We start from the raw sequence: 12,173 nt of genomic DNA, 5'->3' as shown, positions 1-12,173 counted from the left end.
CCGGGTAGGCTTGCCGGGTGGACAAAGCAGCGTTCTCCGTCACCGCCGATGCCGTCCGTGGTCTCATCGACCACGCGATCCTCAAGCCCGAACTCACGCGTTCGGACGTCGACGCCCAGCTCGACGAGGCCGCCGCGTACCGCGTGTTCAGCGTGTGCGTCCGCCCGAGCGACGTCGCGCACGCCGTCGAGCGCCTGACCGGCACCGGGGTCGGCGTCGGCACGGTCATCGGGTTCCCGCACGGCACCACGTCCACCGCGGCCAAGGTCGCCGAGTCGCTGCAGGCCCTCGCCGACGGTGCGTTCGAGCTCGACATGGTGCAGAACATCGGCGCCGCGAAGTCCGGCGACTGGGAGCGCGTCGAGGCCGACGTCCGCGCCGTGGTCGACGCCGCGGGCAGCACCGTCGTCAAGGTCATCCTCGAGACCGCCTTCCTCACCGACGACGAGATCGTCGCCGCATCGCGTGCCGCACGGTCCGCCGGTGCCGCCTTCGTGAAGACCTCCACCGGGTTCGCCGGCGGCGGCGCCACCGCGGAGCACATCGCCCTCATGCGCGCCACGGTCGGCCCTGACACCGGCGTGAAGGCCTCCGGCGGCGTCCGCGGGCTCGACACGCTGCTCGAGATGGTAGAGGCCGGCGCGGACCGCATCGGCACGAGCGCCTCGGCACGCATCCTCGACGAGGTCGCGCACCGCGCCGAGACCGGCACCGCGTCGGCCGTCGGCGACGACACCACGTCCTACTGACGGTCCGGGGCGCGAGCCCCCGCGACCTCCAGCACCACCCGACCCACCACCAGGGGCCGGCGCCCACCGGACGCGACGACGCGTGCGGGACCGGCACCGCGCCTCCAGACCGCCACATCGGAGCGCGCATGTCCACGACCCAGTCCACCCCCCTCGCCCTCGCCGTCGACCTCGGCGGCACGAAGGTCGAGGCGGCCCTCGTCACCGACGCCGGCGTCGTCCTCCCCGCCACGCGGTTCCGCAGCCCGACCGGGCCCGGCCGGACGTCCGACGAGCTGCAGGCCGCGGTCGACGAGGTCGTGACGGCCGCCCTCGCCGCGCTGCCGACGGACGCCACGCTCGTCGGTGTCGGCATCGGCTCGGCCGGTCCGGTCGACGAGGAGCACGGACTCGTCTCCCCGCTCAACATGCCGGTCTGGCGCGGGTACCCGCTCCGGGACCGCGTCGCCGCGCACGTCCCCGCCGGCGTGCCGGTCACGCTCCGCATGGACGGCCTGGCGATCACGCTCGCCGAGCACTGGGTCGGCGCGGCGCAGGGCTCCGACCACGTGATGGGCATGATCGTGTCCACCGGCGTCGGCGGCGGCCTGATCCTGCACGGCCGGACCGTCAGCGGCCCGACGGGCAACGCCGGACACATCGGCCACGTCGAGTGCGGCGGCTTCGACGACCACTGCGCGTGTGGCGGCACCGGCTGCCTCGAGGCGATCGCCAGCGGCCCGAAGACCGTCGCGTGGGCGCAGCGGCAGGGGTTCACGGGCAGCACCGGCGAGGAGCTCTCGGCAGCCTACGCGGCGGGCGACGAGATCGCCGTCGCGGCCGTCAAGCGCAGCGGTCGCGCCCTCGGACAGGCCATCGCGGCGGCCACGAGCCTCGTCGACCTCGAGGTCGTGGCCATCGGCGGCGGGTTCTCGCACGTCACGCCCGACCTCTTCGAGTACGCGCGCGAGGCGGTGGCGGAGCGCGTCGAGTTCGGCTTCGTGACCAAGGTGCGGATCGTCCCGACGGGGCTGTCGCAGGACGGTCCCCTCATCGGCGCCGCAGCGCTGGTGCACCGGGCCGACGTGCTGCGCTGACGACGTCGGCTCTCGACGGCACGTGCTGACGGACGGGAGGCGCGGTGCGGGGCCGACCCGCGCCTCCTGGCCCACAGGTGGTCACCTCGCGGCCGCACGTCCGTCGCTCTCCACAGGGCGCGTCGACGCGCCGTGCGCGTCGGGCAGGATGTCCGGGTGTCCCGAACCCGGCTGCTGACGAGTGACGACTGGCCCGCGGCCGAGCTGCGCGCAGCGGTCCTCGCCGGCGAGCTCGTGGCCGTCGGGGCGTGCTGGGCCTCCCCCGCCGAACCGCAGACCCCGGCGCTCCGGGCGGCAGCCGCGGCGTGGTCGCTCCGTGACGCGCGCCTCATCGCGAGCACCCGGACGGCCGCGTGGGTCTGGGGTGCCGTCTCGCGTGCACCGGCCCCGCTCGAGGCCTGTGTCCCGCTCCGGGTCCGCGTGCACGTCGACGGCGCGCTGCGCGTCCGCGAGGTCGTGATCACGGACGAGGACGTCGTCGTGCTCGGTGGCCTCCGCGTCACCACACCGCTGCGCACGGTCGTCGACCTGCTGCGCAGCCCCGGGGACCGGCCCGGTGGGTTCGACCCGTCGGACGCCGCGGCCGTGGCCGGGCTCCTGGCGATCGGTGCGGTGTCGGTCGACGCGGTCGCCGGGTCCCTCGCGACGCTCGGGACGATCCCGATGGCCCGGCAGGCGGAGCGGCGGTTGCGGGCCGTGCTCGACGCTGCCGGGGGTCCGGTCAGCCCGCGCTGACCCGGTCTGGCCGACCGGGGGTCCGGTCAGCCCGCGCTGACCCGGTCTGGCCGACCGGGGGTCCGGTCAGCCCGCCCTGACCCGGCCTGGTCGACCGGGGTCCGGTCAGCCCGCGCTGACCCGGTAGACGTCGTAGACCGCGTCGATCCGTCGCACCGCGTTGAGCACACGGTCCAGGTGGGTCGTGTCGCCCATCTCGAACACGAAGCGGCTCAGCGCGAGCCGGTCGGAGGACGTCGAGACCGTCGCGGACAGGATGTTCACGTGGTGGTCCGTCAGCACCCGGGTCACGTCGCTGAGGAGCCCCGACCGATCGAGCGCCTCGATCTGGATCTGCACGAGGAACACCGACTTCGAGGACGGCGCCCACTCGACCTCGATCATCCGGTCGGGCTCGTTCATGAGCGACTTGACGTTCGTGCACGAGGCCTGGTGCACCGAGACGCCCTGGCCGCGGGTGATGAACCCGACGATCTGGTCGCCCGGGACCGGCGTGCAGCACTTCGCGAGCTTGACGAGGATGTCCGGCGCGCCGCGCACGAGGACGCCGCTGTCGCTGTTGCGCAGCTGCCGGCTCGTGACCTGGCGCGGGAAGCTGAGCTCCGGCTCTTCCGTCTCGGTCTCGGTCTGGACGTTCCCGAGGACCTTCTCGATCACCGACTGCGTGGAGACGTGCCCCTCGCCGACGGCCGCGTACAGCGCGGAGATGTCGTCGTAGCGCATCGACGACGCGACCTCGGAGATCGAGTCCTGGCTCATGATGCGCTGGAGCGGGAGGTTCTGCTTCCGCATCGCCCGCGCGATCGCGTCACGGCCCTGCTCGATCGCCTCTTCGCGGCGTTCCTTGGTGAACCACTGCTTGATCTTGTTCCGGGCACGGGGGCTCCGGACGAAGGTGAGCCAGTCCTGGCTGGGACCGGAGTCGGGGTTCTTCGACGTGAAGATCTCGACGACGTCGCCGCTCGACAGGGCGCTCTCGAGGGGCACGAGACGCCCGTTGACCTTGGCGCCCATCGTGCGGTGGCCGATCTCGGTGTGCACGGCGTACGCGAAGTCGACGGGGGTCGCACCGGACGGCAGCCCGATGACCTTGCCCTGGGGCGTGAAGACGTAGGTCTCCTTCGCACCGATCTCGTACCGGAGCGAGTCGAGGAACTCACCCGGGTCGCTCGTCTCGGCCTGCCAGTCGGTGATGTGCGCCAGCCACGCCATGTCCTGGTCGGTCGCCGACGAGGTGTCGACGTCACGGCCGGCCGCGCGCTGCTTGTACTTCCAGTGGGCGGCGACACCGAACTCGGCCCGCTGGTGCATCTCGTGCGTGCGGATCTGGATCTCGACCGCACGGCCCTGCGGACCCAGGACGGTGGTGTGCAGCGACTGGTACAGGTTGAACTTCGGCGTCGCGATGTAGTCCTTGAACCGACCGGGCAGCGGCGTCCACCGCGCGTGCACGGAACCGAGCATCGCGTAGCAGTCGCGCACGGTCGGGACGAGGACGCGGATGCCGACCAGGTCGTAGATCTCGTCGAACTCGCGCCCGCGGACGATCATCTTCTGGTAGATCGAGTAGTACTGCTTCGGGCGGCCCATGACCTCGCCGCGGACCTTGGCGGCCTTGAGGTCCTTCTTGAGCGTGCCGATGACGTTCTGGACGAACTGCTCGCGCTTCGGCTGACGTTCCTTCACCAGGCTGTCGATCTCGACGTACAGCTTGGGGTGGAGCACCGCGAACGAGAGGTCCTCGAGCTCCAGCTTGATCATCTGGATACCGAGCCGGTGCGCGAGCGGCGCGTAGATCTCGAGGGTCTCCTTCGCCTTGCGCGTGGCGGAGGTCGACTCGACGAAGCCCCACGTGCGGGCGTTGTGCAGCCGGTCGGCGAGCTTGATGACCAGGACGCGGATGTCCTTCGACATCGCGATGACCATCTTGCGGACGGTCTCGGCCTGGGCGCTGTCACCGTACTTGACCTTGTCGAGCTTCGTGACGCCGTCGACGAGCATCGCGATCTCGTCGCCGAAGTCCTCGCGCAGCTGGTCGAGCTGGTAGTCGGTGTCCTCGACGGTGTCGTGCAGGAGCGCCGCGGCGATGGTGATCGGCCCGATCCCGAGGTCGGCGAGGATCTGCGCCACCGCGACCGGGTGCGTGATGTAGGGCTCGCCCGACTTGCGCTTCTGCCCGTCGTGCGCGCGTTCCGCGACCGAGTAAGCGCGCTCGATGAGCGTCACGTCGGCCTTGGGGTGGTGCGACCGGACGGTGCGGATCAGGGTGTCGACGGCACCGGCGGGCTGGGCGCGCGAGAACAGCCGCGGCAGCAGCGACCGGAGCGAACCGAGGTTGCCGGTCGTGTTCGGCCCGAGCGGACTCGTCGGCCGGGGTGCGGAGCCGGGGCGGCTCGCGGAGCCGGTGTCCTGCCCTGCCCGGGGCGCAGAGGCGTCCTGCGGCGTGGACTCACGCGTGTCCGTCATGCTGCGCCTCCCGGGATGCCCGTCCGAGCTCGATCCGACAAGACTACGCGTGTCCGGTCAGTGCTCGTGACGCGGTTCGCCCTGGGCGTCGCGCACCACGGGGGCGCCCGACTGCTCCCACGCGACCATGCCGCCGACGAGGTTCACCGCGGGGACCCCGGACTGCTCGAGTGCCGCCACGACCCGTGCGGAGCGTCCGCCGGAGTGGCAGACGATGATCGCGGGCTCGTCCCCGCCGTCGATCTCCTTCCACCGGTCGACCAACTCGGACATCGGCACGAGGGTCGCCTCGGGAGCGTGGACCTCGTCCCACTCCCCCTGTTCGCGCACGTCGAAGAGGCGCGCACCGGCGTCGATCCGCCGACGGGCCTCGGCGACGTCGATGTCGACGATCTCCGCCGGCATCAGACGCCCGCCGTCGCGTCGACCTCGCGCTGACGCTTGGCGGCAGCGGCCTGCTTCTTGGCGTCGGCCTGCTTGATCTTCGGCTCGTTCTCACGCAGGTGCGCGTACATCGGCGACGCGATGAAGATCGTCGAGTAGGTGCCGACGATGATGCCGATGAACAGCGCGAGCGAGATGTCGCGGAGCGTTCCGGCGCCCAGGATGTACGACCCGATGAAGAGGATCGCGCCGACCGGCAGCAGAGCGACGACCGAGGTGTTGATCGACCGCACGAGCGTCTGGTTGACCGCGAGGTTCACCGACTGCACGAAGGTGCGGTGGGACTCCTGGCTCGTGTTCTCGCGGACCTTGTCGAACACCACCACGGTGTCGTACAGCGAGTAGCCGAGGATGGTCAGGAAGCCGATCACCGCCGCGGGCGTGACCTCGAGCCCGACGATGCCGTACACACCCGCCGTGATGAGGAGGTCGTGGAGGAGCGCCACCATCGCGGACACCGACATCTTCCAGGTGCGGAAGTACAGCGCCATGAACACCGCCGCGAGGGCGAGGAAGATCACGAGGCCGCGGATCGCCTGGTTGAGCACGTCCGCGCCCCAGGTCGCACCGATGAAGGTCGCGGCGACCTGGCTGTCCGGGACGTCGTAGGCCTTCGCCAGGGCGTCCTGGACCTCGGAGGTCTCACGGTCGGTGAGCTGGCCGGTCTGTACGCGGATGCCGTGCGTACCGAGCTGCGAGACACGCGGGACGCCGTCGGGGACGATCGACTCGACGGTCTCGGTGGCGAGGTTCTGGTCGAGCGTCTTGACGTCGGAGAGCGTGAACTCGGACCCGCCGGTGAACTCGATGCCGAGCTGGTACCCGCCACGCAGCCACGGGACCGCCAGCGAGACCACGATCGCGACGATCGCGATGACGTACCAGGTCTTGCGTCGGCCGACGATGTCGTACGAGCGCTTCCCCGTGTAGAGGTCGCTGCCGAACTGGCTGAAGCTGGCCATCAGTCGTCCTTCCCGTCCGGCGTCGTGCCGTTCTCGCCGGAGGCCTGCGCGGCCTTCCGCTCTGCGATCGTCTGTCGACGCTGCGCCTCACCGGCGCTGCGCTGACGCCTGCCGTCGACGACCGGCGCGCGGAACTGCGCGCGACCGCGGTAGACGGCGCCGAGGGCCGCGGGATCGAGCCCGCTGAACCGGTGTCCCTCGCCGAAGAAGCGGCTGCGGGCGATGAGCTGCATCATCGGGTGCGTGAACATCACGACCACGACGACGTCGATCAGGGTGGTGAGGAGCAGCGTGAACGCGAAGCCCTTCACGTCGCTCACCGCGAGGATGTAGAGCACCACGGCGGCGAGGAAGTTGATCGAGTCGGACGCCAGGATCGTGCGCAGGGCACGCTTCCACCCGGACTCGACGGCACTCTCGAGGCCCCGGCCGTCACGGAGTTCGTCCCTGATGCGTTCGAAGTACACGATGAACGAGTCGGCCGTGATGCCGATCGCGACGATCAGACCCGCCACACCCGCCAACGACAGGCGGTAGTCGACGCGCCAGGACATGATCGCGATCACGAGGTACGTCAGCGCCGCGGCCACACCGAGCGAGAGGACCGTGACGAACGCGAGCGCGCGGTACTGGATGACCGAGTAGATGATGACCAGGATCAGACCGATAAGACCCGCCACGAGGCCACCGACGAGCTGCGCGGTACCGAGCGTCGCGGAGATGTTCTCGTTCGACTGGACCTGGAAGTTGATCGGCAGCGCGCCGTACTTCAACTGGTCGGCGAGGGTCTTCGCGGAGTCGGCCGTGAACGAGCCGGTGATCTGCGCCTTGCCGTTCGTGATGGCCGCGTTCGACGCCGGCGCCGTGATGACGGAGCCGTCGAGGACGATCGCGAACTGGTTCTGCGGCGGCTGCAGCTTCACGAGCCGGCTGGTGACGTCACGGAAGTCGTCCGAGCTCTTGCCCTTGAACGTCAGGTTGACGGCCCACTGGCCGGTCGACGTGCCCTGCGAGTCGGTCGCGAGGCCGGAGGTGGCGTTGCTGATGCCCGAGCCGGACACCTCGACCGGGCCGAGGATGTACTTCGCGGCACCGTCCTGGTCACACGTGACGAGGGGCTCGTCGTCCGGCGCCGTCGTGACGTCGTCCGGAGCGTTGCAGTTGTAGTTCGTGTACAGGTCCTGCAGCGCCGGCGTGACCCAGTTCAGGTCGCTGCCGTTGGTCGGCTTGGCGCTCGGCGTCGCGGCGAGCGATGCCGGCGGGGAGTACGGCGTCGCGGAGGCCGACGAGGATCCACTGCCGCCCACCGCGGTGTTCGTCGCCGCCTCGGTGTAGAGGACCGGGCGGAACGTGAGCTTCGCCGCCGCCTCGATGCGGTCGATCGTCGCCTTGTCCGGCTTGCCCGGGATGGAGACGACGATGTTGTTCGTCCCCTGGGTGTTGATCTGCGACTCCGAGACACCGGTCGCGTTGATGCGCTGCCGGATGATGTTCACGGCCTGGTTGAGCTGCTGGCTCGTCACCGAGCCGCCCTCGGTGTTCTGCGCCGCGAGCGTCAGCTGCGTGCCGCCCTGGAGGTCGAGGGCGAGTTCCGGGACCCAGCTGGCCCCTTCGAACCACTTGCCGCTGTCGTCCTTGGTGTTCCCGGCGAGGACCGACGCGGCGGTGTTCAACCCCGCGAGGACCGCCATGAGGATCACCAACCAGGTCAGCGAGCGGATCGCCTTCTTGACGGGTGTCGATCGTGCCACCGGTCGTCTCGTCTTTCTGTCAGGACCGACGGCGGTTGACCGGCGGCAGGTGTCGCCGCCGGGTCGGTGGACCCGGCGGCCGAGGAGTCAGTCTTCGGTCTTGCGCTTCGCAGCGTCGGTGTCGGCGTCCGTGGACTCGACACGCTCGCCGTAGATCGGCTCCCCGTTGAGCTCGGCGACGGGCTTCGGCGCTGCCGGCTCGTCCTCGGGCGTGGCCGTGGTGGTGATGTCCGACGCGGTGTCGTCGACGACACGCGAGAGGGTCTGGCGGTGGACGGTGACGACCGTTCCGGGAGCGATCTCGACGTCGGCCGTGACCTTCTCGTCGTCGACCGACAGGAGCGTGCCGTACAGACCGAAGGACAGCATGACCTTCGCGCCCGGCACCATCTTGGTGGCGAGCTCGCCCTGCTGCTTCTTGCGCTTCCGGCTGTTGTAGAACATGAAGGCCGCGAACGCCACGACGATGACGATGAGGATGACTTCTTGACCCATGATGCGTTGCCTTCTCTGGTTGCTCGGTTTCGGGCCGTAGCAGTCTAGGGCACACGTCTGTGCGTGGCATGTCACCGAGACCGCGGACGGGGACGTCAGTCGGCGTCGTCGTCGAACAGTCCGGGCTGTGCGAGGCCGGTCTGCCCGGGTGTCATGTCGAAGTGCCGCCAGGCCTGCGGGGTGGCGATCCGGCCGCGGGGGCTGCGGGTGACGAGGCCGACCCGGACGAGGAACGGTTCGACGACCGACTCGATGGTCTCGGACTCTTCCCCGACGGACACCGCGAGGGTGTTCAGGCCGACGGGACCGCCGTCGAAGCGCGTCAGCATCGTTTCGACCACGGCACGGTCGAGACGGTCGAGTCCGAGTTCGTCGACGTCGTAGAGGTCGAGGGCGCCCTGCACGGCGGCCATGCCGTCGGTGGTGCGGTGCACGAGGGCGTAGTCGCGGACACGTCGGAGCAGGCGGTTCGCGATGCGCGGTGTGCCCCGGGAGCGCCCGGCGATCTCGCGCAGGGCGGACCGGTCGATGTCGAGTTCGAGCAGGTGCGCCGCCCGGATGAGGACCTGCTCGAGCTCGTCCTTCTCGTAGAACTCGAGGTGGGCGGTGAACCCGAAGCGGTCGCGCAGCGGGTTCGGCAGGAGGCCGGCACGGGTGGTGGCGCCGACGAGGGTGAACGGCGCGAGGTCGAGCGGGATGCTCGTGGCGCCGGCCCCCTTGCCGACCATCACGTCGATGCGGAAGTCCTCCATCGCGAGGTAGAGCATCTCCTCTGCCGAGCGGGCCATCCGGTGGATCTCGTCGATGAACAGGACCTCGCCGGGGACGAGGGACGACAGCACCGCGGCGAGGTCACCGGCGTGCTGGATCGCCGGGCCACTCGACATCCGCAGGGGCCGACCGGACTCGTGCGCGACGATCATCGCGAGGGTCGTCTTGCCGAGTCCGGGAGGGCCGGCCATCAGGATGTGGTCGGGCGTCCGGTCCTGCAGTGCCGCCGCCTTGAGGAGCAGGTCGAGCTGCCCCCGGACCTTCCGCTGCCCGACGAACTCGTCGAGGGACTTCGGGCGGAGGGCCCCCTCGAACGCGAGTTCCTCTTGTGACTCGGCGCCCGCGGCGGTGATCCCGCTCACCGGCCGGCACCGGCGGGGCGGAGCGCCCCGAGGGCGGCGCGGAGCAGTGCCTGGGTGCCCATCGAGGCGACGCCCGGCTCGGACGCGATGGTCTCGTCGACCGCACGCTGCGCGGCGTCCTCGCGCCAGCCGAGGCTGACGAGGGCGGCGACGACGTCGGTCGCGGCCGGGTGCGCGGTGCCGCCGCGGGCCGCCACGACGGGGGCCTGCTCGAACGCGGCGAGCTTGCCGGAGAGGGCGACGATGATGAGCTTGGCGGTCTTCGGGCCGATGCCGGAGACCTTGCGGAAGGCGCCGTCGTCGTCGTGTGCGACGGCGTTCGCGACCTGGGCCGGGTCCATGTGGGCGAGGACGCCCATCGCCGACTTCGGGCCGACGCCGGACACGCTGCGGAGGAGGTCGAACACCTGGAGCGCGTCGGTGGACTCGAAGCCGAAGAGGAGGTGCTCGTCCTCGCGCACGATCATCGCGGTCCGGACGAAGACCTCGGACCCGTGGCGCATCGTCAGCGCGTGCGCCGGGGTCACCGTGACGGCGTAGCCCACTCCCCCGACCTCGATCACCACGCCGGAGCCGGCGATGTCGATGCAGGTGCCCCGGAGACTCGCGATCATGCCCCGAGCCTACGGCCGGCCGCCGACGATGCCGACGAGCCACGCTGCGAGCGACCGGCGGCCGCGGCCGCGGCCGCGGCGCGTGCCAGCGGCGAGTCCACCGTGCCGCCCTGTGCGTCCCGCCACGCACGCTGTGCCGGGGTGAGGTTCGTGGCACGCGTGCCGACCGTGTCGGGTGACCCGAGCCTCCAGGCGTGGCACACCGCCAGGGCGAGCGCGTCCGCGGCGTCGGCGGGCTTGGGGGCCTCGTCGAGGCCGAGCACGCGCGCGATCATCGTCTGCACCTGGCGCTTGTCCGCGTTGCCGTACCCGGTCACGGCGGCCTTCACCTCGGACGGGGTGTGCAGCCCGACCGGCAGCCCCCGTGCCGCCGCGGCGTGCAGGGCGAGGCCGGCGGCCTGCGCCGTGCCCATGACCGTCCGGACGTTCGCCTGCGCGAACACCCGCTCGACCGCGACGGCGTCGGGACGGTGCTCGTCGATCTCGGCGGCGATGCCGTCGGCGATGCGGAGCAGCCGCTGCTCGAGTGCCATGTCCGCCGGGGTGCGCACGACCGTCACGTGGACGAGCCGGGCGCGCCGGTTCGATGCGACCTCGACGATGCCGACGCCGCACCGCGTGAGCCCGGGGTCGACCCCGAGCACGCGCAGCATCGGGCTAGTCCTCGTCCTCGTCGAGCTCGGCCTGGACGTCCGCGGGGATGTCGAAGTTCGAGTAGACGTTCTGCACGTCGTCGCTGTCCTCGAGCGCGTCGATCAGGCGGAACACCTTGCGCGCCGTGTCGGCGTCGACCGGCACCTTGAGGCCGGGGACGAACTCGGCGTCGGCGGAGTCGTAGTCGATCCCGGCGTCCTGCAGCGCGGTGCGGGCCGCGACGAGGTCGGTCGCCTCGGTGATGACCTCGAAGCCGCCGCCCTGGTCGATGACGTCCTCGACGCCGGCGTCCAGCACCGCCGTCATGACGGTGTCCTCGTCGAGGCCGTCGGTCTTGGTGACGGAGATGACGCCCTTGCGGGAGAAGTTGTAGGCGACGCTGCCCGGGTCGGCCATGGTCCCGCCGTTCCGCGACATCGCGGTGCGGACCTCGGCAGCGGCACGGTTCTTGTTGTCCGTGAGGCACTCGATGAGCATCGCGACGCCGTTCGGGCCGTAGCCCTCGTACATGATGGTCGTGTACTCGATCGTCTCACCGGTCAGGCCGGCACCGCGCTTGATGGCGCGGTCGATGTTGTCGTTGGGGACCGAGGTCTTCTTGGCCTTCTGCACGGCGTCGACGAGGGTCGGGTTGCCGGAGAGGTCGGCGCCGCCCATCTTGGCCGCGACCTCGATGTTCTTGATGAGCTTCGCGAACGACTTGGCGCGTCGCTGGTCGATGACGGCCTTCTTGTGCTTGGTCGTTGCCCACTTGGAATGCCCGGACACGGTGCTCCTTGCGTCTTGCGGAAAGTCCCGTCCAGCTTAGCGGCCTGGAGGCACGGTGCGGCCCCGCCTCGCGGGCGGGCCCGTCGACGCACGTACGATGGGCGCAGCACCGGGACGACCAGGGGGAACGCATGACCGATCCGCTGTCCGCACTCGAGGCCGCCGTCCAGGCGCTCCCCGACGACCGGACCCTCCGGGTCCGCTACGCCGAGCTGCTCGCCGACGCCGGCCGGCACGGCGAGGCGATCGAGCAGGCGAGCGTCGTGCTGCGCGAGGCGCCGGAGGACGAGGCGGCGAAGGCGGTCGTCCGGCGCGCGGCCCTCGCG

General features: G+C 70.8%; 13 protein-coding genes. 4 read left to right on the top strand and 9 right to left on the bottom strand.

Annotation, left to right across the window (positions count from 1 at the left end; translation table 11 throughout):
• Positions 1-17: 17 nt before the first annotated feature.
• The 3 genes from deoC to HWD93_RS11715 all read left to right on the top strand — a co-directional run bounded on the left by deoC (position 18) and on the right by HWD93_RS11715 (position 2,560).
• Positions 18-749, top strand: a complete 732-nt coding sequence (deoC, locus tag HWD93_RS11725) for a deoxyribose-phosphate aldolase (protein ID WP_071294682.1) — start codon at positions 18-20, stop codon at positions 747-749.
• Positions 750-877: 128 nt separating this feature from the next.
• Positions 878-1,825, top strand: a complete 948-nt coding sequence (locus HWD93_RS11720; RefSeq protein WP_070419594.1) for an ROK family protein — start codon at positions 878-880, stop codon at positions 1,823-1,825.
• Between the two features lie 156 nt (positions 1,826-1,981).
• On the top strand, positions 1,982-2,560 hold the full coding sequence (locus HWD93_RS11715) for a type IV toxin-antitoxin system AbiEi family antitoxin (RefSeq protein WP_261646916.1): 579 nt from the start codon (positions 1,982-1,984) through the stop codon (positions 2,558-2,560).
• A 105-nt stretch (positions 2,561-2,665) separates the two neighbouring features.
• On the opposite strand, the gene HWD93_RS11710 is transcribed toward HWD93_RS11715, so the two are convergent.
• The 9 genes from HWD93_RS11710 to HWD93_RS11670 form a co-directional block, all read right to left on the bottom strand.
• On the bottom strand, positions 2,666-5,026 hold the full coding sequence (locus HWD93_RS11710; RefSeq protein ID WP_261646915.1) for a bifunctional (p)ppGpp synthetase/guanosine-3',5'-bis(diphosphate) 3'-pyrophosphohydrolase: 2,361 nt from the start codon (positions 5,024-5,026) through the stop codon (positions 2,666-2,668).
• Positions 5,027-5,083: 57 nt separating this feature from the next.
• Positions 5,084-5,431, bottom strand: a complete 348-nt coding sequence (locus tag HWD93_RS11705) for a rhodanese-like domain-containing protein (protein ID WP_261646914.1) — start codon at positions 5,429-5,431, stop codon at positions 5,084-5,086.
• Complete coding sequence (secF, locus tag HWD93_RS11700) at positions 5,431-6,432, bottom strand: protein translocase subunit SecF (protein WP_261646913.1); 1,002 nt, start codon at positions 6,430-6,432, stop codon at positions 5,431-5,433. Before secF ends, HWD93_RS11705 begins: the two co-directional genes overlap by 1 nt.
• A complete protein-coding gene (gene secD / locus HWD93_RS11695) occupies positions 6,432-8,183 on the bottom strand; it encodes a protein translocase subunit SecD (protein WP_071294679.1) in 1,752 nt (583 codons plus the stop codon). Before secD ends, secF begins: the two co-directional genes overlap by 1 nt.
• A gap of 87 nt (positions 8,184-8,270) precedes the next feature.
• Complete coding sequence (gene yajC / locus HWD93_RS11690; RefSeq protein ID WP_070418975.1) at positions 8,271-8,678, bottom strand: preprotein translocase subunit YajC; 408 nt, start codon at positions 8,676-8,678, stop codon at positions 8,271-8,273.
• A 95-nt stretch (positions 8,679-8,773) separates the two neighbouring features.
• Positions 8,774-9,811, bottom strand: a complete 1,038-nt coding sequence (ruvB, locus tag HWD93_RS11685) for a Holliday junction branch migration DNA helicase RuvB (protein ID WP_071294678.1) — start codon at positions 9,809-9,811, stop codon at positions 8,774-8,776.
• Entirely contained in the window at positions 9,808-10,425 is a 618-nt protein-coding gene (gene ruvA / locus HWD93_RS11680) for a Holliday junction branch migration protein RuvA (protein ID WP_261646912.1), read from the bottom strand. Before ruvA ends, ruvB begins: the two co-directional genes overlap by 4 nt.
• Complete coding sequence (ruvC, locus tag HWD93_RS11675; RefSeq protein WP_261646932.1) at positions 10,422-11,075, bottom strand: crossover junction endodeoxyribonuclease RuvC; 654 nt, start codon at positions 11,073-11,075, stop codon at positions 10,422-10,424. The genes ruvA and ruvC overlap by 4 nt, the downstream gene beginning before the upstream one ends.
• A gap of 7 nt (positions 11,076-11,082) precedes the next feature.
• Positions 11,083-11,847, bottom strand: a complete 765-nt coding sequence (locus tag HWD93_RS11670; protein ID WP_070418971.1) for a YebC/PmpR family DNA-binding transcriptional regulator — start codon at positions 11,845-11,847, stop codon at positions 11,083-11,085.
• 131 nt (positions 11,848-11,978) lie between these two features.
• On the opposite strand from HWD93_RS11670, the gene HWD93_RS11665 reads away from it, so the two are divergent.
• Positions 11,979-12,173, top strand: a 195-nt coding sequence (locus HWD93_RS11665; RefSeq protein ID WP_261646911.1) for a tetratricopeptide repeat protein, incomplete at its 3' end; no start/stop codon positions are given.

The sequence above is a fragment of the Curtobacterium sp. C2H10 genome (genome assembly GCF_025407985.1).
Lineage (GTDB): Bacteria > Actinomycetota > Actinomycetes > Actinomycetales > Microbacteriaceae > Curtobacterium.
The sequence above is the reverse complement of the archived record's forward strand: the minus strand, read 5'-3'. Positions and strand labels throughout refer to the sequence as shown.

What these genes read in the sequence shown, in the direction of transcription:
- HWD93_RS11710 (WP_261646915.1), bottom strand. Translation starts at nt 5,026, where the DNA reads ATGACGGACACGCGTGAGTCCACGCCGCAGGACGCCTCTGCGCCCCGG.
- HWD93_RS11720 (WP_070419594.1), top strand. Translation starts at nt 878, where the DNA reads ATGTCCACGACCCAGTCCACCCCCCTCGCCCTCGCCGTCGACCTCGGC.
- HWD93_RS11705 (WP_261646914.1), bottom strand. Translation starts at nt 5,431, where the DNA reads ATGCCGGCGGAGATCGTCGACATCGACGTCGCCGAGGCCCGTCGGCGG.
- ruvA (WP_261646912.1), bottom strand. Translation starts at nt 10,425, where the DNA reads ATGATCGCGAGTCTCCGGGGCACCTGCATCGACATCGCCGGCTCCGGC.
- yajC (WP_070418975.1), bottom strand. Translation starts at nt 8,678, where the DNA reads ATGGGTCAAGAAGTCATCCTCATCGTCATCGTCGTGGCGTTCGCGGCC.
- secF (WP_261646913.1), bottom strand. Translation starts at nt 6,432, where the DNA reads ATGGCCAGCTTCAGCCAGTTCGGCAGCGACCTCTACACGGGGAAGCGC.